The sequence below is a fragment of the Fuscovulum ytuae genome (assembly GCF_029953595.1).
Taxonomy (GTDB): domain Bacteria; phylum Pseudomonadota; class Alphaproteobacteria; order Rhodobacterales; family Rhodobacteraceae; genus Paragemmobacter; species Paragemmobacter ytuae.
In genome coordinates, this window is sequence record NZ_CP124535.1 from 1,994,095 (window position 1) to 2,014,583 (window position 20,489).

Annotated in this window: 24 protein-coding genes; 9 read left to right on the forward strand and 15 right to left on the reverse strand. The window is 63.9% G+C overall.

All coding sequences use genetic code 11. The features are described from left to right. Nucleotides 1-102: 102 nt before the first annotated feature. The 4 genes from QF092_RS09605 to QF092_RS09620 form a co-directional block, all read right to left on the reverse strand. Entirely contained in the window at nt 103-1,098 is a 996-nt protein-coding gene (locus QF092_RS09605) for a BMP family lipoprotein (RefSeq protein ID WP_281463682.1), read from the reverse strand. Nucleotides 1,099-1,278: 180 nt separating this feature from the next. Then, nucleotides 1,279-1,695 (reverse strand): GNAT family N-acetyltransferase, encoded by a 417-nt coding sequence (locus QF092_RS09610; protein ID WP_281463683.1) that lies wholly within the window; start codon nt 1,693-1,695, stop codon nt 1,279-1,281. Beyond that, a complete protein-coding gene (tsaB, locus tag QF092_RS09615) occupies nt 1,692-2,315 on the reverse strand; it encodes a tRNA (adenosine(37)-N6)-threonylcarbamoyltransferase complex dimerization subunit type 1 TsaB (RefSeq protein WP_281463684.1) in 624 nt (207 codons plus the stop codon). The genes QF092_RS09610 and tsaB overlap by 4 nt, the downstream gene beginning before the upstream one ends. Next, nucleotides 2,305-2,865, reverse strand: a complete 561-nt coding sequence (locus QF092_RS09620; RefSeq protein ID WP_281463685.1) for a NifU family protein — start codon at nt 2,863-2,865, stop codon at nt 2,305-2,307. The genes tsaB and QF092_RS09620 overlap by 11 nt, the downstream gene beginning before the upstream one ends. A gap of 137 nt (nt 2,866-3,002) precedes the next feature. On the opposite strand from QF092_RS09620, the gene QF092_RS09625 reads away from it, so the two are divergent. Next, nucleotides 3,003-4,022, forward strand: coding sequence for a cytochrome-c peroxidase (locus QF092_RS09625; RefSeq protein ID WP_281463686.1), 1,020 nt, complete (start codon nt 3,003-3,005; stop codon nt 4,020-4,022). A 6-nt stretch (nt 4,023-4,028) separates the two neighbouring features. On the opposite strand, the gene QF092_RS09630 is transcribed toward QF092_RS09625, so the two are convergent. The 4 genes from QF092_RS09630 to QF092_RS09645 form a co-directional block, all read right to left on the reverse strand. Next, a complete protein-coding gene (locus tag QF092_RS09630) occupies nt 4,029-4,154 on the reverse strand; it encodes a hypothetical protein (RefSeq protein ID WP_281463687.1) in 126 nt (41 codons plus the stop codon). A gap of 86 nt (nt 4,155-4,240) precedes the next feature. Beyond that, nucleotides 4,241-4,696, reverse strand: a complete 456-nt coding sequence (locus QF092_RS09635; protein WP_281463688.1) for a universal stress protein — start codon at nt 4,694-4,696, stop codon at nt 4,241-4,243. A gap of 152 nt (nt 4,697-4,848) precedes the next feature. After that, the gene (locus QF092_RS09640; protein WP_281463689.1) at nt 4,849-5,715 is read right to left on the reverse strand and encodes a branched-chain amino acid aminotransferase; all 867 of its coding nucleotides are present in this window, start codon (nt 5,713-5,715) and stop codon (nt 4,849-4,851) included. Nucleotides 5,716-5,776: 61 nt separating this feature from the next. Continuing rightward, nucleotides 5,777-7,795, reverse strand: a complete 2,019-nt coding sequence (locus tag QF092_RS09645; RefSeq protein ID WP_281463690.1) for a M3 family metallopeptidase — start codon at nt 7,793-7,795, stop codon at nt 5,777-5,779. 182 nt (nt 7,796-7,977) lie between these two features. Here QF092_RS09645 and QF092_RS09650 point away from each other — a divergent pair, with 182 nt between their 5' ends. From QF092_RS09650 to QF092_RS09685, 8 genes are all read left to right on the forward strand, one after another. After that, complete coding sequence (locus QF092_RS09650) at nt 7,978-8,379, forward strand: MerR family transcriptional regulator (RefSeq protein ID WP_281463691.1); 402 nt, start codon at nt 7,978-7,980, stop codon at nt 8,377-8,379. Between the two features lie 14 nt (nt 8,380-8,393). Continuing rightward, nucleotides 8,394-10,172: an acyl-CoA dehydrogenase C-terminal domain-containing protein gene (locus tag QF092_RS09655; protein WP_281463692.1), complete on the forward strand. Its 1,779-nt coding sequence runs from the start codon at nt 8,394-8,396 to the stop codon at nt 10,170-10,172. 63 nt (nt 10,173-10,235) lie between these two features. Next, complete coding sequence (locus tag QF092_RS09660) at nt 10,236-10,448, forward strand: hypothetical protein (protein WP_281463693.1); 213 nt, start codon at nt 10,236-10,238, stop codon at nt 10,446-10,448. Nucleotides 10,449-10,705: 257 nt separating this feature from the next. Next, nucleotides 10,706-11,341 (forward strand): glutathione S-transferase family protein, encoded by a 636-nt coding sequence (locus QF092_RS09665; protein ID WP_281463694.1) that lies wholly within the window; start codon nt 10,706-10,708, stop codon nt 11,339-11,341. An 11-nt stretch (nt 11,342-11,352) separates the two neighbouring features. Then, nucleotides 11,353-12,564 carry an acetyl-CoA C-acetyltransferase gene (locus QF092_RS09670; protein ID WP_281463695.1) on the forward strand — a complete coding sequence of 404 codons (1,212 nt, stop codon included), beginning with the start codon at nt 11,353-11,355 and terminating at the stop codon, nt 12,562-12,564. Then, nucleotides 12,564-13,037 carry a cupin domain-containing protein gene (locus QF092_RS09675; protein ID WP_281463696.1) on the forward strand — a complete coding sequence of 158 codons (474 nt, stop codon included), beginning with the start codon at nt 12,564-12,566 and terminating at the stop codon, nt 13,035-13,037. Before QF092_RS09670 ends, QF092_RS09675 begins: the two co-directional genes overlap by 1 nt. Continuing rightward, on the forward strand, nt 13,037-13,498 hold the full coding sequence (locus QF092_RS09680; RefSeq protein ID WP_281463697.1) for a cupin domain-containing protein: 462 nt from the start codon (nt 13,037-13,039) through the stop codon (nt 13,496-13,498). Before QF092_RS09675 ends, QF092_RS09680 begins: the two co-directional genes overlap by 1 nt. Further along, nucleotides 13,495-15,681: a 3-hydroxyacyl-CoA dehydrogenase NAD-binding domain-containing protein gene (locus tag QF092_RS09685; RefSeq protein WP_281463698.1), complete on the forward strand. Its 2,187-nt coding sequence runs from the start codon at nt 13,495-13,497 to the stop codon at nt 15,679-15,681. The genes QF092_RS09680 and QF092_RS09685 overlap by 4 nt, the downstream gene beginning before the upstream one ends. Here QF092_RS09685 and QF092_RS09690 read toward each other — a convergent pair. The 7 genes from QF092_RS09690 to QF092_RS09720 form a co-directional block, all read right to left on the reverse strand. After that, the gene (locus tag QF092_RS09690; RefSeq protein WP_281463699.1) at nt 15,648-16,274 is read right to left on the reverse strand and encodes a Hint domain-containing protein; all 627 of its coding nucleotides are present in this window, start codon (nt 16,272-16,274) and stop codon (nt 15,648-15,650) included. The genes QF092_RS09685 and QF092_RS09690 overlap by 34 nt on opposite strands. Before the next feature lie 122 nt (nt 16,275-16,396). Then, nucleotides 16,397-17,062: a sulfotransferase family protein gene (locus QF092_RS09695; protein WP_281463700.1), complete on the reverse strand. Its 666-nt coding sequence runs from the start codon at nt 17,060-17,062 to the stop codon at nt 16,397-16,399. 100 nt (nt 17,063-17,162) lie between these two features. Then, a complete protein-coding gene (locus QF092_RS09700) occupies nt 17,163-18,116 on the reverse strand; it encodes a 2-hydroxyacid dehydrogenase (RefSeq protein WP_281463701.1) in 954 nt (317 codons plus the stop codon). Beyond that, on the reverse strand, nt 18,116-18,451 hold the full coding sequence (locus QF092_RS09705; protein WP_281463702.1) for a tRNA-binding protein: 336 nt from the start codon (nt 18,449-18,451) through the stop codon (nt 18,116-18,118). Before QF092_RS09705 ends, QF092_RS09700 begins: the two co-directional genes overlap by 1 nt. Beyond that, nucleotides 18,448-19,251, reverse strand: coding sequence for a pyrroline-5-carboxylate reductase (gene proC, locus QF092_RS09710; RefSeq protein ID WP_281463703.1), 804 nt, complete (start codon nt 19,249-19,251; stop codon nt 18,448-18,450). The genes QF092_RS09705 and proC overlap by 4 nt, the downstream gene beginning before the upstream one ends. Before the next feature lie 27 nt (nt 19,252-19,278). Next, a complete protein-coding gene (locus tag QF092_RS09715) occupies nt 19,279-19,782 on the reverse strand; it encodes a type III secretion system chaperone family protein (protein WP_281463704.1) in 504 nt (167 codons plus the stop codon). A 259-nt stretch (nt 19,783-20,041) separates the two neighbouring features. Continuing rightward, entirely contained in the window at nt 20,042-20,323 is a 282-nt protein-coding gene (locus QF092_RS09720; RefSeq protein ID WP_281463705.1) for an accessory factor UbiK family protein, read from the reverse strand. Between the last annotated feature and the right edge of the window lie 166 nt (nt 20,324-20,489).

Genomic DNA, 20,489 nt, shown 5'->3' on the forward strand with positions numbered 1-20,489 from the left:
TGTTCCGTGGCCCGTCTTTTTGCTGCGGGTTCGGCCAGTCTTTATCAAAGATGCCGCGCCAAGGGTTTGGCGCGGCATGTTTTCGCAAATGCCGTCAGGCGATCAGAAGGTCGCCGCAGGGCAGGTGTTGTCAGACATGTAGTCGTGGACCACCAACTCGCCCGATTTGATCTTGGCGGCGGCGGCATCGACAGTTGCCTGCATTTCAGCCGAGACGAGCGGGGCGTTGTTTTCATCCATAGCGTAGCCCACGCCATCATTGGCCAGACCCATGACATTGATGCCGGGGGTCAGGTCGGTGCCTTCCTTGAAGGCCTCATAGACCGCGTTGTCGACGCGCTTGAGCATGGAGGTCAGAACCTTGCCCGGATGCAGGTAGTTCTGGTTGCTGTCCACGCCGATCGACAGAATGCCTTCGTCGGCGGCAGCTTGCAGCACGCCCACGCCCGTGCCGCCTGCGGCGGCATAAATCACGTCGGCGCCTTGCGCCTTTTGGCCCTTGGCGAGTTCTGCACCCTTGACCGGGTCATTCCATGCGGCCGGGGTTGTGCCCGTCATGTTCAGGACGACGGTGGCATCGGGGTTCACAGCCTTCACGCCTTGCGCGTAGCCGCAGCCGAATTTGCGGATCAGCGGGATGTCCATGCCGCCGATGAAGCCGACGGTCCCGGTCTTGGAGGCCAGACCCGCCATCATGCCGACGAGGTAGGAGCCTTCATGTTCGTTGAACACGACGGATTTCACGTTCGGCGCATCCACGACCATGTCGATGATGGCAAATTTGGTGTCGGGGAAATCGGCGGCGACCTTGGTCAGCGCATCGCCAAAGGCAAAGCCCGTCATGACGACAGGATTGGAGCCTGCTTCGGCCAGACGACGCAGCGCCTGCTCGCGCTGGGCTTCGTCCTGCATCTCAAGCTCTTTGTAGGTGCCGCCGGTTTCTTGCGCCCAGCGCTCGGCCCCGTTAAAGGCGGCTTCGTTGAAGGATTTGTCGAACTTGCCGCCAAGGTCAAAGATGATGGCGGGTTCGGCGGTGGCAATACCGGCGGTCAGGGCCAAAGTGGCCGCAGCGCCGAGGAATTGCTTCATGAGGGTCATGCTGGTCTCCCGGTTGTTATTCTATCCCGTCTCACGTGCCGCCCATCCCTTTGGCCGGGCAGCCGTTCACCCGTAGTTTAGGGCGGATTCGGGACGGAGGGTCAACACCTCATTGTGAGCCGAGGCGGGCTGTTTTGACTTATTGATCAAATCAAGTGCGGAGGACGTTACGGCAAGCCGTCAGGCAAGCGCGCGCTGCATCACGATGGCCGCGATCCGGGTGCCATCGGGGCGGACGTAATAAGCGGGGCGGCGGCCCAGTTCCGCGAATCCCTGCGCGGCATAAAGGGCGCGGGCGGCGGCATTGTCTTCTGCCACTTCCAGAAAGGCGCTGGCCGCGCCGCGCAGGCGGGCCTGATAGAGGAAGCGCGCCAGAAGCTTGCGCCCAAGGCCAAGGCGGCGGGATTCGGGGGCCACGGCAAGGGTCAAAAGCTCTGCCTCGCCCGCGACGGCACGGCCAAGGAGGAAGGCCGCATCTCCTTCGACCAGAAGAAAGGCCAATGGGTCGGTCAGAAAGGATGTGAAGGCCGCTTCGGACCACGGCGGCGGGGTAGTGAAGCAGCGCGCATGCAGGGCGGCGAGTTCGGCAGGCGTCACGGCAAGATCACCGGCGGCGGGTCGGAGGGGGGCGCGGCATCCGCCCCGCGCAGGTAGAAGGGCGCGGGACGGGGCTGGTCAGTCCCAAGGCGAGAGGCCGCGATGCGGGCGATGGCATGGGTCAGGGGCATGGCGGGCGGCAGGGCCATCGGCCCTGCGGCGGAACCGGTAAGGTATGGCGCAGGATGGGCGATATCGCCCATCTTACAGAGGGCGGCACGCCCTGCCCCATCGGCGGTGAAGGTCTGAACATAGGCCTCGCCCCGGCGGGCATCCTCGATCACCGTCACGGGGCGCGGCAGGCCATGGGCCAACGATTCCAGCCGTGTCACGCCAATGGCCGGGATGCCCAAGGACAGCGCCAGCCCCCGCGCCGCCGCCACCGCGATGCGGATGCCGGTGAAATTGCCGGGGCCGGTGCCCACGGCCAGCGCGGCAAGGTCGCGCCAGTCATGCCCGGCTTGCGCCAGCAACGCCTCGCAAAGCGGCAGCAGACGCTCGGCCTGACCTTTATCCATCTCTTCCCATGCTTCGGCCAAGATCTGGTCGCCCGACAGCAAAGCGGCCGCGCAATGCGCGGCCGATGTGTCAAAGGCAAGGATCAAGGGATCAGGCCGCAACGGGCCGGACCTCCAGCACCTCGGGGATATAATGGCGCAGAAGGTTCTCGATCCCCATTTTCAGCGTGAGGGTCGAGGAGGGGCAGCCCGCACAAGCGCCTTGCATGTGCAAATAGACCACGCCGCGATCAAAGCCGTGGAAGGTGATGTCGCCGCCATCCTGCGCCACGGCAGGGCGCACGCGGGTGTCGAGGAGTTCCTTGATCTGGCGAACGATGTCGCCATCTTCGCCCGTATGTTCAGCATGGCCGCCCGCCGCGCCTTCGCCTTCAATCACGGCGGCGCCGGATTGGTAATGTTCCATGATCGCGCCAAGGATCGCGGGTTTGATATGGTCCCACTCGGCCTTCTCGGCCTTGGTCACAGTCACGAAATCGGTGCCGAAGAAGACGCCTGTCACGCCCCCCGTGGCAAAGATGCGCCGTGCCAGCGGCGATTTCGACGCGGCTTCGGCATTGGGGAAGTCGGCCGTGCCAAGCTCAAGCACAGTTTGCCCCGGCAGGAATTTCAGCGTGGCGGGGTTCGGGGTGGATTCGGTCTGGATGAACATGTCGCCACCTCCGGGGGGCTTGTCTTACTATTCCCCTCGGATATGCGCCCTCGGACCCGGGCTGTCAAGTTTGGAACCGTTCTAAACTGTGTTTGGTGCGGCGTTGCGCGGGGCGGCGGATGCGCTAAACTCGCGGTATGAGAGTCTTTCCCGCGCTCTGCCTGTTTTTTGCATTGGCGGCGCCGATGTCGGCCTTGGCGGACAGTCTGCGCGACCATGCGCTCAGCTTGTTCGAGCCGCTCCCGGAGCGGATCGCAACGCTGGACGGCCGCACCGTGACCGAGGCCGAGGTAGCGCTGGGCCAGATGCTGTTCTTCGATCCGCGTCTGGCCGATGATGGGGCCACCGCCTGCACAGCCTGTCACGATCCGGCGACAGGGGGCGATGGGAACCGCCCCATGTCGATGGGCCATGCCTGGCAAGGGGGGCCGCAAAATGCCCCCACGATATTCAACGCCACGCTGAATGGCGCGCGGTTCTGGCAGGGCTGGGATGAAGATCTGGCCCAAGCGGGGACGCGCGATCCCTATCGGGCCGAGCGCATTGCCACACCCGACCGGATGGTGGCGGTGCTGGCCTCCATGCCCGGATATGTCGCGGCCTTTGAGGCCGCCTTTCCCGGCGAGACGAACCCGATCCGCCCCGAAACGGCGTCGCGTGCGTTGGCGGCCTTTGCCAGCACGCTACTGACGCCCGCCCCGTTCGACGATTGGTTGCGGGGTGAGGGTGCGCTGCCGGATGAGGCGCGCAAGGGCCTTGCCCTGTTCATCGACAGGGGCTGCGCCGGGTGCCATCAAGGGGTGAACCTTGGCGGTGACAGCTATCACCCGCTGCGTGTGGCACGCGTCCCGGGGACCGAGGCGCTGCCGGAAAGCGGTGTCTGCTTTGCCTTGGAAGAGGCGGATGGGGCGGAATACCTGTATCGCGCGGGCAGCTTGCGCAACATCACGCGGACATCCCCCTATTTCAGCGAGGGCAGTGTGCGATCCCTGCCTTTGGCCGTGCAGATCATGGGTCGGAGCCAACTGGGCACAGACCTGACCGAGGCAGAGGCGGACCTGATCACGGCCTTCCTTGCAACGCTGCAAGGACGGGTCCCGCCGATCACGCTGCCCGTGCTGCCCGACGAGACGGCGCTGACGCCCGCGCCAAACTAGGCAGGGTCAGGGTTCCCAATAGCCATACATCTGCGCCAGTGCCGCGCGGCAGCGCAGCGGATCGGTGGCGCGGCGCATCAGAAGGCGCAGGGGGGCGGGCAGGATCAGGGAATAGGGGCGGCGATGGCGCATCTGCATGCTCCTTCCTGTCAGTCCTCCCCGAATGCATCATGCTGCATTGCGGCAGGCATGTCACCGATTCGCGCCGCAGCGCGGCATCAGGTGATGCTTTCCAGCCGTTCCTTGGACATGTCGCCCGGCACGATGGTGATCGGGATGGGCAAGTTGCCGGAATTGCGGGTCATCTGGGTGACGAGGGGGCCGGGACCGGATTTATCCGTTCCTGCCCCAAGGACGAGGATGCCGATTTCGGGGTCTTCGTTCACTTGGGCAAGGATTTCTACCACCGGGTCGCCTTCGCGGATCACGAGTTCGGGGTTGATGCCCTGCTTGTCGCGCATCCATTTGGCGAAAACCTCGAAATGCGCCTCAATCCTTTCGCGGGCTTCGGCGCGCATGAGGTCGGCCACGCCCATCCAGTGCTGATATTCTTCCGGCGGGATGATGGACAATATGGTGACGCCGCCCCCGGTATGGGCGGCGCGGAGGGCTGCAAAGCGCATGGCGTTCAGGCATTCGCGCGTGTCGTCAAGGACGACAAGGAATTTCCGCATCTTCATCTCCCAAGACCGCGGTATCATGCCGGGGGGGCGGGTTCCGTGCAAGACGCGGTTTTTGACACAAAAACCGCGTCGGAATTTGACGCAAATTCCGGGGCCGGAAACTGCGTCAGTTTCCGGCGCGAAATCTGCGTCAGATTTCGCCGTTACACGGGCTGGGACGCGGCCCAATCCATGTAAAGGCCGCGAATCCGTTCTGTCATCGCGCGGGTCCGGTATTCGGTGCCGTCAAAGGCGCGCACGGAGGTCACCTTGGCGAAATTGCCAGACAGAAACACCTCATCCGCCTGATGCGCATCGTCAAAGGTCAGCACCGTCTCATAGACCGCGATCCCCGCCGCGCGGGCATTGGCGATGTGGCGGGCGCGGGTGATCCCGGCAAGGAAGGTGCCGTTTGGAATCGGCGTGAACAGCGCGCCGTCCTTGACCAGAAAGACATTCGCCGTCGCGCTTTCGGCAAGGTTGCCCATGGCATCGGCTACGAGCGCATTGCCGAAGCCCTTGGCCTTTGCCTCGACCAGCATACGCGCGTTGTTGGGGTAAAGGCAGCCCGCCTTGGCGTTGCAGACATTGTCTTCCAGAACCGGGCGGCGGAACCGGGTGCGGGTGACGGTGGTCTGGAAGGTGGCGGGCGGCATGGCCACCTGTTCAAGGCTGATGGCAAAGCCCGTCTTTCCCTCGGCCGGGGCGACGCCAAGGTCGGACCCGTCGATCGCCCAATACATGGGCCGGATATAGACCGCCGCGCCGGGCGCATAGGCAGACAGGCCGTCGCGGATGATGGCCTCCATCTCGTCTGCCCCCATCGTCGGGGTGATCATCAGGGCGCGCGCGCTGTCATTCACCCGCGCGCAATGTTTGGCAAGATCGGGGACCAGACCGTCGAACATCCGCGCGCCGTCAAAGACCGAAGACCCCTGCCAGATACCGTGATCGGCGGCCTTCATCACCGCCAGATCGCCGTCATGCCAGCGGCCTTCGAAATAGGTGCGGATATTGGTGCCGATGGTCATGGATGCCCTCCCGAATTGCGGGGCGACTAAAGCACCGCCCCGCAGGAAGGGAAAGACCGGATCAGGCCGCGTCGAGAAGGCCCCTGCCCTTCAGCAGTGCCTCGACCCCCGGCATGCGCCCCCGGAAGCGGGTATAGAGAACCTCTGCCTCTTCCGATCCGCCTGCGCTGAGGATGTGCTTTTCCAGCAGTGCCGCCGTTTCGGGATGGAAGGGATCGCCCGCCTCATCGAATGCGGCGAAGGCGTCGGCATCCATCACCTCGGACCACATGTAGCTGTAATAGCCCGCCGAATAACCGTCGCCGGAAAAGACATGGGCGAAATGCGGCGTGGCGTGGCGCATGCGGATCGCCTGCGGCATGCCGATCTGGTCCAGAACCTCTGCCTGCATGGCCATCGGGTCAGCGGGGGCTGCGCCTTCGTGGAAGGCCAGATCGACAAGGGCCGAGGCCACGAATTCCACCGTGGCAAAGCCTTGGTCATAGGTGCCTGCGGCCAGAAGCCGGGCGCGCATGTCGGCGGGCATGGGTTCGCCCGTCTGCCAGTGGCGGGCATATTCCTCCAGCACGGCGGGCACCTCAAGCCAGTGTTCGTAAAGCTGGCTGGGCAGTTCCACGAAATCGCGCGCGACCGAGGTGCCGGAGATGAAGCCGTGGGTCACATCCGACAGCATCTGGTGCAGCGCGTGGCCGAATTCGTGAAACAGCGTCCGCGCGTCGTCCCAAGACAGAAGCGCGGGGTCGCCCTTGGCGAAGTCGCAGACATTCACCACGATGGGCCGCTGATCCCCGCCCAGTTTCCTTTGTGACCGCATGGCGGAACACCACGCGCCCGACCGTTTGGAGGAGCGGGCGAAATAATCGCCAAGGAAGACGGCGACATGGGTGCCCTTGCGGGTGACTTCCCAGCCGCGCACGTCCGGGTGGTAGAAGGGGCCGTCGATTTCGCGGAATTCCAATCCGAACAAGCGCGACGCGCAGCCGAACATGGCCGCCAGCATGGCCTCAAGCCCCAGATAGGGTTTCAGCGCGGCCTCATCGAGGTCGTGTTCCGCCATGCGCCGCTTTTCGGAATAATAGCGCCAATCCCACGGTTCCAGCGCATCGGCGATGCCATCGGCGCGCAGCATCCCTTCGAGCACGGCGGCATCCGACAGGGCCTTGGCCCGCGCGGGCGTCCAGACGCGCATCAAGAGGTCGCGCACCGCATCCGGCGTCTTGGCCATTTCGGGTTCCAGCTTGAAGGCGGCAAAGCTGTCATAGCCCAGAAGCTTCGCCCGTTCTTCGCGCAGGCGCAGGATTTCCGCCGCGATGGCGCGGTTGTCATGGGCATTGCCGTTGGCACCACGGGCGACCCATGCCTCATAGGCCAGACGCCGCAAGTCGCGGCGGGGCGAGAATTGCAGGAAAGGCACGATCAGGCTGCGGTTCAAGGTAACGACGGGGCCGTTCTGCCCCCGTTCCTTGCCCGCCGCGCGGGCGGCATCGACAACGAAACCGGGCAGGCCGTCCAGATCCTCTTCCGCCAGCACCATGAACCATTCGCGTTCATCGGCCAGCAGGTTCTGCCCGAATTGCGTGCCAAGGACCGCAAGCCGCGCCTTGACCGCCGTCAGGCGATCTGCCGCCTCGCCCGTCAGTTCCGCCCCCGACCGGACGAACATCCGGCGATAGAGCGTCAGCACCCGCATCTGTTCGGCCTCCAGCCCCAGATCATCGCGCCGCTGCCACAGATCCTCGATCCGGGCGAAGAGCGCCTTGTTGTTGGTGATCTCGGAGGAAAACGCGCTGAGTTTCGGGGCAAGATCGCGCATCAGCGCCTCTCGCGCCTCCGTGCTGTCGGCCCCGGCGAGGTTGTAGAAGACCCCCGACACGCGGTCGAGCGTGCCTTCGGCCAATTCCAGCGCGGCGATTGTGTTGGCATAGGTCGGCCCCTCGACCTGATCGGCGATGGCGGCGATGGCGGCGCGCGCCTCGGCCAGACCCTGATCGAAGGCGGGGGCGAAATCGTCATCCTTGATATCGGCAAAGGGCGGCAGGCCGAAGGGGGCAGTCCAGGGGGCAAGCAGGGGATTGGTCATGAGGGGCACTCCTTTGCCACGAAAGCTAGGCAGGCGCGGGGCAAAGGTCCAGTCTTGGGCCCTTGCAAAGCCGCGCGAATTCGTGACGCCACGTTACGTTTACGTTCGCGTCAACTTGTCTGGTAAGATCGCGTCACATCACCAGATTCCGGGTCACAGAGCCCGTAGGCGCGAGTAACCAGATGACGACGAAGGACGACCTTCTTTCCATCCGCCAGATGTGCGACGCTTTTGAGGTGACGCCGCGCACCCTGCGGTTCTACGAGTCGAAAGAGCTGATCTCGCCCCTCCGGCGGGGTTCCGCGCGGCTGTACACCTATCGCGACCGCGCGCGGCTGAAGCTGATCCTGCGGGGTAAGCGGTTCGGCTTCTCGCTTGAGGATATCCGCCAGCTTTTGGACATGTATGACCGCGAGGGCAGCCAGCAGGAGGCGCAGTTGCGCCGCACCTATGAGGTGGCCGCCGAACGTCTGGCCCAGATGGAGCGTCAGCGCGCCGAACTGGATGAGGCGATCGTGGAACTGAAGGAACAGATGGCTTGGGGGGCTGGCGTTCTGGCCGCTTTCCGCAAGGCCGCCGAATAAGGAGGAATGACAGGATGCCCAGCTATACCGCCCCGATCAAGGATATGCAGTTCGTGCTGCATGATGTGCTGAACGTCACCGCATCCGACATTCCCGGCTATGCCGATCTTGATGCAGGCTTCACCGCCGCCGTTCTGGAGGAAGCCGGGAAGCTGGCGACCGATGTCTTGGCGCCGCTGAACGCCGTGGGCGACCGCGAAGGCTGCCGGTTGGAAAACGGTGTGGTGCGGACGCCCGCCGGGTTCAAGGCGGCATTCGAGCAGTTGAAGGAAGGCGGCTGGACCGCGCTGGATTGCGACCCCGATTATGGCGGGCAGGGCCTGCCCTATCTGATGGGCACCGCGGTGGGCGAGATCTTTGTCGCGGCCAACATGGCACTGAACATGTATCAGGGCCTGACACATGGGGCCTATTCCGCGATCCACGCCCATGGCACGGATGCCCAGAAGGCGACCTATCTGCCCAAGATGGTGTCCTGCGACTGGACCGGCACGATGAACCTGACCGAACCGCATTGCGGCACCGATCTGGGGATGATGCGCACCAAGGCCGAACCGCAGGCGGATGGCAGCTATAAGATCACCGGGCAGAAGATCTTTATCTCGGCCGGGGAACATGACATGGCCGAGAACATCATCCATCTGGTGCTGGCCAAGGCCCCCGGGGGGGGCGAGGGGACGAAGGGTATCTCGCTGTTCATCGTGCCGAAGTTTCTGGTGAATGCCGACGGGTCGCTGGGGCAAAGAAACGCGCTGTCGGTCGGCAAGATCGAAGAGAAGATGGGCATCCACGGCAATGCCACCTGCGTGATGAACTATGACGGCGCGACGGGCTATCTGCTGGGCGAGTTGCACAAGGGCATGCGCGCCATGTTCACGATGATGAACGAAGCGCGGATCGGCGTGGGCGTGCAGGGTTACGCGGTGGCCGAGGCCGCCTATCAGAACGCGCTGGCCTATGCCAAGGATCGGTTGCAGGGGCGCGATGTGACGGGGGTGAAGAACCCCGACGGACCTGCCGATCCGCTGATCGTGCATCCGGACATCCGCCGCAACCTGATGGACCAGAAGAGTTTCGTCGAAGGGGCGCGGGCCTTCACCTACTGGGGCGCGTCGCTGATCGACCGCGCGCATCGCACGGGGGATGCGGGGGCCGAGGGGCTGATTTCCCTGCTGACCCCGGTCATCAAGGGGTTCCAGACCGACAAGGGGTTCGATGTCGCCGTGGCGGCGCAGCAGGTCTATGGCGGGCATGGCTATATCGAGGAATGGGGCATGTCCCAATTCGCCCGCGATGCACGGATCGCGATGATCTATGAAGGCGCGAACGGGATTCAGGCGCTTGATCTGGTGGCGCGGAAACTGGCGGCGGATGGCGGCAAGCCGGTGATGGCCTTCTTCGAGTTGGTGAAGGAATTCCTGAAGGAAAACGAAGGGGATGCACGGCTGAAGGCCGGGTTCCTTGACCCGTTGAAGCAGGCCTCCAAGGCCATGCAGGGGGCGGGGATGTATTTCATGCAAAATGGCATGAAAAACCCCAATGCGGCGCTGTCTGGCAGCTATGATTTCATGCATCTGATGGGTCATGTCTGCCTTGGGCTGATGTGGGCCAAGATGGCAAAGGCCGCCTATGCCGCGCTGGATGCAGGTGCCACGGATCGCGACTTCTACGAGGCCAAGATCGCCACCGGGCGCTATTACATGGCCCGCCAACTGCCCGCCTGCGCGATGCATCTGGCCCGCATCGAAAGCGGGGCCGAGCCGGTGATGGCGCTGGCGGCGGAGGCGTTCTAATCTTGGGGGATGCAGAATTTTCATCCGAAAATTCTGCGCCCCCCGTCGCATGAAAGGTGCCTTATGCCCAAACGTTTCCGCCTGACCCGCCGCTTTCCCGTCGCCATGACCGAGGACGGCTATCGCAAGCTGAAACGTTTCGCGCAGGAGGCGGGGCTGGACGAGGGGGAGGCACTGTCCTTCCTGTTCGAGAATTTTGACAGTGTGACGGATAAGGACAACCTGACCCACCGCCTGCGCCTGTTCAATTCGGAACTGGAAGACCGGAAACGCTAGCGCGGGGTTGGATGCGGAGGAAGTTGAGTATTTGGGCCAAGATGAAGAGGCAAGGTCACGCCGCATCCCAGGCCTAGGGCTTGGCTATCCGCAGGACGCGGGATGCGACGCTTCACCTTGGGCGGTCATCGGCTCTCCAGCCTGTACCGCAGGGGGAGTCTGACCGCAAAAGATGAAGAAAACGTTGCTTCATCTTGGGGAAAATACTCTGGGGGTCCGGGGGCAAGGCCCCCGGGGGTTGGGGCAGGGAGGAAGGGATGGCAATGAAGCTCTATTGTTTTGGCGAAAGTGGAAACGCCTATAAATGCGCCTTGGCGTTGACGCTGACGGGGACGGAGTGGGAGCCTGTCTTCGTCGACTTCTTCAGGGGCGAAGCGCGCAGCCCTGCCTTCCTTGCAATAAACCCGATGGGTGAGGTGCCGGTGCTGGTGGATGGCGAGACGACCCTCACGCAATCGGGCGTTATCCTTGACTATCTCAGTTCCAAGACCGGGCAATTGGGCGGGCGGTCGGCGGCAGAGCGACGCGAAGTCCTGCGCTGGCTTTTCTGGGACAATCACAAGCTTTCGGGGCAGGCGGGCACCACGCGCTTTCTTGGCAATTTCCTTGCCCCCGAGAAACGGCCCGAAGGTGTGATCCCTTTCCTGCAGGGGCGGATGAAGGCGGCCTACAAGGTGCTGGACGCCCATCTTGCGGGGCGCGACTGGATTGTCGGCACTGGCCCCACCATCGCGGACCTGTCCTGCTGTTCCTACCTTTATTACCCCGAACCCTTCGGTTTTGACCGCAAGGATTGGCCGAATATCGACCGCTGGCTGGACGGCATCGCTGCCCTGCCCGGCTGGAAACACCCCTATGACATGATGCCCGGCAACCCGTCTGATCGGGCATGAAGGAGACGATGATGACCGACGCCTATATCTTTGACGCCATCCGCACCCCGCGCGGCAAGGGCCGCCCTGACGGGGCGCTGCATGAGGTGACCTCGGTCGCGCTGTCGGCAGGGGTGTTGAACGCCTTGGCCGCGCGCAACGGGCTTGTGGGCCATGCGGTGGAGGATGTGATTTGGGGCAATGTCACCCAGGTGGGCGAACAGGGTGGATGCCTTGCACGGTCGGCTGTCCTTGCTTCGGATCTGGATGAAAGCATCCCCGGCCTTGCCATCAACCGCTTTTGCGCAAGCGGGATGGAGGCGGTGAACCTTGCCGCCAATCAGGTGAAGGGTGGCGCAGGCCAAGCCTATATCGCGGGCGGGGTGGAGATGATGGGCCGCGTCGCCATGGGCAGCGATGGCGCGGCCATCGCGGTGGACCCCAGCCTTGCCATGAAAACCTATTTCGTGCCGCAAGGGATCAGCGCGGATATCATCGCCACGGAATACGGGTTCACCCGCGACATGGCGGATGCCTTGGCCGTGGAATCGCAGCGCCGCGCGGCCTTGGCCTGGGCGGACAACCGTTTCGCGAAATCCGTGGTCCCGGTGACGGATCGGAACGGGCTGACCATTCTTTCCACCGACGAATACATGCGCCCCGGCACCGACATGCAAACGCTGGGTGCCCTGAAGCCCAGTTTCAAGGAGATGGGCGAGGCGATGCCGGGCTTCGACAAGATCGCCCTGATGAAATACCCGCATCTGGAACGGATCAACCATATCCACCATGCGGGCAATTCTTCGGGCATCGTGGATGGGGCGGCGGCGGTACTGATCGGCAATGCGGAATTCGGACGCGCGCATGGGCTGACACCCCGCGCCCGCATCCGGGCCACGGCCAAGATCGGGACGGACCCGACGATCATGCTGACCGGGCCGGTCCCGGTGACGGAAAAGATCCTGAAAGACAACGGCATGTCGATTTCCGATATCGACCTGTTCGAGGTGAACGAGGCCTTTGCCTCGGTCGTCCTGCGCTTCCTTCAGGCCTTTGATGTGGACCCCGCCAAGGTGAACCCGAATGGCGGGTCGATCGCCATGGGCCATCCGCTGGGCGCGACGGGAGCCATCATCATCGGCACGCTGCTGGACGAGTTGGAGCGGACGGGCAAAGGCGTGGGTCTTGCCACGCTGTGCATCGCGTCGGGCATGGGTGCCGCCACGATCATCGAGAGGGTGTGATGCCCAAGCTCGACCTTTCCGACGTCCCGGTGAAGACCGGATCAATCTATCCCGACCCTTACGCCGCGATGATGGCGGGGCGGTCTTCCCTGCGGCTGGGGCAAGCGGGTGGGTTGACGCAATTCGGGGTGAACCTTGTGACATTGGCCCCCGGCGCGATGTCGTCGCTGCGGCATTGGCATCTGCATGAGGATGAGTTCGTCATGGTGACCGAGGGCGAATGCGTCATGGTCACCGATGCGGGGGCCGAGGTGATGCGTCCGGGCGATTGTGCGGCCTTTCCGGCGGGCGTGGCGGATGGGCATCATTTCCTCAATCAAACCGACGCCCCGGCGCGGTTCCTTGTCGTGGGGACCAAGGCCCCGCGCGAAGTGGCGACCTATTCCGACGTGGACCTGATGGTGGTGATGGAGGACGGCACCGCCACCTTCACCCGCAAGGATGGCTCTGCTTACGTGCCAGAGGGCGTGTGATGCCAAAGATCACCCCGCCCGACTGGTTTGAAGAAAACCCGACCCATCCGATCCTTGGCCCCGGCCCCGGCCCTTATCGGGCGCAACTGCTGTCCGATCCGGGCGGGATCACGCAATTCGGTGCGTTCTTCGAAGAGCTTCCGCCCGGCTCCCGCTCTGGCCATCGCCATTGGCACACGGCCGAGGATGAGATGGTGATGATACTATCCGGCGAAGTGGTGCTGGTCGAAGAGACCGAGACACCGCTGCGCGCGGGCGATGTGGCCTGCTGGCCTGCCGGTCACAGTGTGGGCCACCGGCTGGACAATCGCAGCGACGCCCCGGCCCGTTACCTTATCATCGGGACGCGCCTTGCGCGGGACCGCGTGCATTACACAGACCATGACCTGATCACGGAAAAGGATGGCGCGGCGCGCCGTTACCTGCACCGCGACGGCACCCCTTATGGAGAAACCCCATGACCGATTTCACCTATGCCGTGGACGCCGATGGCGTGGCCACCATCACTTGGGACGTCAAGGCGAAGTCCATGAACGTCATGTCGACGGAAGGCTTTGCCCTGCTGGACAGCCTGATCGATACCGCGCTGGCCGATGCGGCCGTGAAAGGCGTGATCCTGACGTCGGGCAAGAAGGATTTCGCGGGGGGGATGGATCTGAACGTCATCGCCCAAATGCGGGCGGGCGGCGCGCAGGCCATTTTCGATGGCGTGATGCAGATGCATGGCGTGCTGCGCAAGATCGAACGCGCGGGGATGGACCCCAAGACGAAAAAGGGCGGCAAGCCCATTGTCGCCGCCCTGCCTGGCACGGCGCTGGGGATCGGCTATGAACTGCCGCTCGCCTGCCATCGGATCATCGCCGCCGACAACCCCAAGGCCAAGATCGGCCTGCCCGAGATCATGGTGGGCATCTTCCCCGGCGCGGGTGGCACCACGCGGCTTGTGCGCAAGATGGGCGCGATGATGGCTGCGCCCTTCCTTCTGGAGGGCAAGCTTTCCGACCCGAAATCCGCAAAGGCGGCAGGGCTGGTCGATGAGGTGGTGGCGCCAGATGCGCTCTTGACCCGCGCCAAGGAATGGGTCCTGTCGGCAAAGGATGCCGATCTGGTGAAACCTTGGGATGACAAGGGCTACAAGATGCCCGGTGGCGCGCCCTATCATCCGGCGGGGTTCATGACCTATGTCGGCGCGTCGGCCATGATCCTTGGCAAGACGATGGGCGTCTATCCCGCTGCCAAGGCGCTTTTGTCGGCGGCCTATGAGGGGGCGCTGGTGCCCTTTGACACCGCGCTGAAGATCGAGGCGCGGTGGTTCACCTCTGTCCTGATGAACCCGTCCTCCAGCGCGATGATCCGGTCGCTCTTCATCAACAAGGAGGCGCTGGAAAAGGGGGCGAACAGACCCAAGGTCGATGACCAGACGGTGAAGAGACTGGGCGTGATCGGCGCGGGCATGATGGGGGCGGGGATCGCCTATGTCTCGGCCAATGCCGGGATCGAGGTGGTGCTGATCGATGCCTCGCAAGAGGCGGCGGAACGCGGCAAGGCCCATTCGGCGGACCTTCTGGACAAGGGGATGAAGCGCGGCAAGGTCACGGCGGAAAAGAAGGCCGAGGTTCTGGGTCGCATCCATGCCACCACGGATTACGCGGCCCTCGCGGGTTGCGACCTGATCGTGGAGGCCGTGTTCGAAGACCCGAAGATCAAGGCCGAGGTGACCGCAAAGGTCGAGGCGGCGGTGGGTGCGGACTGCATCTTTGCCACCAACACATCTACCCTGCCGATCTCGGGCCTTGCCAAGGCCAGCGCGCGGCCTGCGAACTTCATCGGCATCCATTTCTTCAGCCCCGTGGACAAGATGAACCTTGTCGAGATCATCCGGGGGAAAGAGACGGGCGATGTGGCGGTGGCCAAGGCGCTGGATTACGTGCGCCAGATCAGGAAGACGCCCATCGTGGTGAATGATGCGCGCTTCTTCTATGCCAATCGCTGCATCATTCCCTATATCAACGAAGGCATCCGCATGGTGGCCGAAGGCGTGGAACCCGCGCTGGTGGAGAATGCGGCCAAGCTGGTGGGGATGCCTTTGGGGCCGCTGCAACTGGTCGATGAAACCTCGATCGACCTTGGGGTGAAGATCGCCAAGGCGACGCGCGCCGCGATGGGCGATGCCTATCCGGATGGTGCGGTGGATGCGGTGCTGTTTGCCATGGCCGATCAGGGGCGTCTGGGGAAAAAGGCCAATGCAGGCTTTTACGCCTATGACGCGGGCGGCAAGCGCGAAGGGCTATGGGAGGGTCTGGCCACCCAGTATCCGGTGGCCGAGGTGCAGCCCGACCTTACGACGGTGCAGCATCGCCTGCTGATGGCGCAGGTGCTTGAGGCGGTGCGCGCGCTGGACGAGGGCGTGCTGACCGATATCCGCGAAGGCGATGTGGGCGCGATCCTTGGCTGGGGCTTTGCGCCCTGGTCGGGCGGGCCCTTCTCGTGGCTGGACATCATCGGGGCTGCGCGGGCGGTGGAGATTTGCGACCACCTGACCACCACGCAAGGCACGCGGTTCACCGCGCCTGCCCTTTTGCGCGCCATGGCAGATAAGGGCGAAACCTTCTACGCCCGCGCTTCGGGGGCAAAAGCCGCATAATGCGACCCATGACGGGCGGCGATCCGCGCCGCCCGATTGCCTTCGGCAATAAGGTCGGTCACCAAACGGCGGGCCTCGGCCAGCCTCAGGGTGATAAGGCCGTCGCCGCGAAACAGGTTCGCCGCCGTCTGCCCATGCCCGCCGCAGCCGACAAACAGGCTGCCCCCGGCAAAAATCACCTGCGGTGTGTCAAATTGCAGATGCACGACCTCTGTCTCGCGCGGGGCGCAGCGACGGATACCGTTCCAGCCGACAAGCGCAAGCGCCGGAACCATGACGAAGGGTTCGCCATATTCGTCTTCGGCAAGATCGCTTTCCAAAAGCACCATCTGGCCCGGCAGGATTTCCAGCGCGCGGTCATTCATCATTGCGCCGGGGGGCAGGATCACGGGCCAGAAGGCCGAGGGAACCCATGCCGCCTGCCGCGACCGATGCACGGCCCGCAAGGGAACCTGCCCGTCTTCGAAGGTAAGAACCGCATCGCCCGCGACCAAGGCGCCCGCCTCGACCCAGCCATCGGGTGTGGAAAGCTGAAGTGAGGCCGGCAGCCCGTCCACAAGGATGGGCGCGGCTGCCGGTTGACCTGTAACCATAGAAGACTGCACCTGATATGCCTTCCCTGAAGCATCGATGGGGACAGGCTGCCTGTGGGATTTGGCCTGCAAAGGGCAGAAGACAGGCATTTCCGGGAAGATTGTGTCGGGATCGAGAACGATCAACCACCGTGATCCGGATCGAAACCATAACCGAACCGCGCGATATCGGGCGCGCAAAGCGCGGCCAGACGGGCGGCATCGGTATCGGAATAATAGGGCCGCCAGTCGCGCCCCCGCGCGCTGTCATTGGCGCGGGGAAGGGGCGTCAGGCGAAAGCCGAGATGCGCCTCGAATGGCGCAAGGTCCCGTTCCAGATGTTCCAGCCGGGCATAAAGCGCGGGGCGCTCTTGCCCCGCCGCATCGCGCAGATAGGCCGGATAGGGCCAGGCGGTAAAGGCGGCGGTGGTGAGCGGATGGGACAGGAAGGCCGAAAAATCCACCGACTTGGCCAAGGTGACGGAGGGATTGTCAAAGCCTTGGGCGCGCAGCCAGTGGTAATAGCTGACCATCCGATCCCAAGGGTTGCGGATCAGCGTGACGAGGAACAGGCCGTCAAGGTCATCTGCCGTCAGCAGGCCATCCAGATCGGCCAGCGTAGAATGTTTCCAAAGCCGCCCCTTGGCGGGCAGGGCGGCAAGCCGCCCGCGCCGCGCCCGTGCCTTGGGGGTATCACCGATCAGGATGTCATCCTTCATCGCCCGCGATTCCAGCGCGAGCGTCAGCGCCGTTCCCCCGGTCTTGGGGATATGGATGAAGAGATACCCCCGCCCGCGCGACAGGATCACGGCCACCCCCTGCGCCCACGGAATTTGAACACAAATTCCGTGACGGAAAATGCGCGCATTTTCCGCTGCGATTTCTGCGTGCAGAAATCGCCCCCCGGCATCAGTTCACTCGGTTGGGAAGATCGCGCCCCTCCAGATGGGCGATCAGGTTCTCGACCGCCATCATCCCCATATTCTCGCGCACCTCCAACGCCGCAGTGCCCAGATGGGGGAGCAGCGTGACATTCTCCATCGCCATCAAAGCGGGGGGAACCGTCGGCTCGAATTCATAGACATCAAGCCCCGCCCCCGCGATGCGGCCCTGCGCAAGCGCGGCGATCAGCGCCGCCTCATCCACCACATCGCCGCGCGCGATATTGACGAAGATGCCCGTGGGTTTCATCGCGGCGAAGGCGTCGGCATTGATGAGGTGATGGGTGGCCTTGCCCCCCGGCACCGCGACCACCACGAAATCCTGCGCCATCGCCTCGGCCATGCCCACCTGCCGCGCGGGCAAACCCACATCTTCGACGGTGGAGCGGTTGTGGAACACCACCTCCATGCCAAAGCCGAAATGGCAGCGCCGTGCGATGGCCTTGCCGATCCGGCCCATCCCGATGATCCCCACAGACTTGCCCGACACGTGGGTGCCCAGCATCTGCGTCGGCCCCCAGCCGACCCAGTTCCCTGCGCGCAGGATACGCTCTCCCTCGCCCAGCCGCCGCGCCGTCATCAGGATAAGCGACAGCGCGATATCCGCCGTCGCATCCGTCACTGCACCGGGCGTGTTGCTGACCGCCACGCCCGCCGCGCGGGCCGCATCCACGTCGATATGGTTGTAACCAACCCCGAAATTCGCCAGCAAACGGCAGCGCGGGGCAGGCACATCGGCAAACACCTCGGCCGAAAAACGGTCGCCCAGCGTGGGCATCACCGCATCATAATCGCGCAAGGCAGCGCGAAGCTCATCCGCCGTCAGAACCCGCGCCTCTTCCTCGCGCGAGGTGACATCAAACCGCGCTTTCGCGGCGGTCAGAACCCGCGCGGGCATCCGGCGCGTGATCAGAAGTTTCATCAGAACATCCTCCCCCCAAGCGGCACGTCACGATCCGGCGCAAGAAGGACAACCTCCCCTTCCGCATCCGGAACGCCCAGCACCAGCACCTCGGACATGACCTTGCCGATCTGGCGGGGTGGAAAATTCACCACCCCCATCACCAGACGGCCAACCAGCCCCTCTGGGGTATAGTGCCGCGTCAGCTGAGCGGAAGAGCGCTTTTCACCAATCTCTGGTCCGAAATCGACCCAAAGCTTGATCGCGGGCTTACGCGCCTCGGGGAAAGGTTCGGCACGGGTGATCCGGCCGAGGCGGATATCGACCTTCTGAAAATCGTCATACGAGATCGTCACTTGCCCAACTCCCGCCCGCGATCGGCTGCTGCCTTCACCGCCCGCGCCATCAGCCCCGGCAATTCCGGCATGAGCACGGCCAGCGCCGCCGCTGTCGTGCCGCCCGGTGAGGTGACATTGATGCGCAGCTGCGCCGCGCTGTCCTCTGACCGATGCGCCAATTCCCCTGCCCCGCACACCGTAGCGCGGGCAAGCTGCATCGCGACAGCGGGCGACAGCCCCTCAGCCTCACCCGCCGCGGCCATCGCCTCGATCAGATGAAACACATAGGCGGGGCCAGAGCCGGAAACGGCGGTCACCGCGTCGATCTGATGTTCGCCGTCCAGGATCACGGTCTCGCCCACAGCCGCCATCAGCGCCACGGCAAGCGCCATATCGGCCTCTGTCACATGGGCGTTGCGGCACAGCGCGGTGATCCCCCGGTTCACCATGGCGGGCGTGTTGGGCATGGTGCGCACGATGGGGGTACGGTCCCCCAAGGCCGCCTCAAAGGCCGCAATCGTGGTGCCCGCGGCGATGGAAACGAACAACGTCGTGCCGTTGCCCAGCGCCCGAAGCGCAGGCAGCGCCGCGCCCATCATCTGCGGCTTCACCGCCAGAAGGGCGACGGCAGGCGCCGCCGGAGCACCATCGTTCAGATGCACACCAGAGGCCCGCAGCCAGTCTGATGGGTTCGGTTCGATCACCCAGACCGATCCCGCAGGCACCCCCGCGCCCAGCCAGCCCGTCAAAAGGGCCGTCCCCATCTTGCCACATCCCAGAAGAACCAGCCCGTCTTGGGCCACCCGTTCCAACGCCATTGCGCCCCCCATCCTTGGACGGGCAGGTTAGGCGCGCCCGTAAGCCTCGGCAATGGCAACCTTCATGGCATCAGCGGGCGTCCTGTCGCCCCATGACACAAGCTGAAAGGCTGGATAAAACCGTTCCGCCGCCTGCACCGCTGCGCCGATCAACCGGTCGATCTGATCCGCCGTCGCGCATTGCCCGCCGGAAAGCAGCAGACCATGCCGCCAGACCATCAGCTTTTGCTCTTCCCAGAAGGTGAAAGCCCCGGTCCAGACCAGATCATTGCAGCGGTTGAGCACGTCAAACAGCGCGCCCATCCGGCCGAGCGGAGGTTCCATCTCGAAGGTGCAGATCAGGCGCAACGTTTCATCCTGCGCCGACCAAGCAAGGGTCAGGCTATAGGTGCGCCACTGCCCTTCAACGGCCATGGCGATCTGGTCATCGGTGACGCGGTCAAACTCCCAATCATGGCGTTCAGCCAGGGTTTCCACGATGTCGATCGGATGAAGATCGTCGGTGGTGAGAAAATCTTCCGCAAGCGACATTACCCGGCCTCATGATAACGCTTCTTCCGGGTGCAAACCCACAAGAAGCTGGGCGTCTGGCAAGGGTCAGCGTTTGCCCGACGCAGCCCTTACTAAATATGGTGTGACGAAAGCGAAAGTCTGTAAAGCGAATTCTGGGCAAATCTTCTGTGGACAATCCGTCCACAGGGGCAATTCACCCAATCCGGACCAAAAGCCGCAAAAAAGAAAAAGGCGGCCCGCGTGGACCGCCCTCCCGACTTCAGCAGTTTGCCTGAAGTCACTCGGCCTTCTTCTTCGCGGCCTTCGGCGCTTCCCCTGCAAGCTTTGCCTCCAGCACGGCCAGCCGCGCTTCAAGCGCCGCGTTCTCTTCGCGGGCCTTCACGGCCATGGCCCGGACGGCATCGAATTCCTCGCGCGTGACGAAATCGCGGTCGGCCATCCAGCGGTCGACCAGACCCTTCATCGCCGTCTCGGCCTCAGTCTTGGCGCCCTGCGCCACGCCCATGGCATTTGTCATCAGCTGCGACATGTCGTCAAAGAACTTGGATCGCGTCTGCATCGCGGCACTCCTTTTCGTTATCCCCTATATGGCCCCCGGAAGGCCCATGCACAACCCGCCTGCCCTGCTTCATCTTGGCACAAATACTCATCTTGCCCGGCCCGACCCGCATGACCCGCCTCAGATCCGGGTGCCTCTCCCTCCCCCGCAAAGTGGGGGAGGGTCG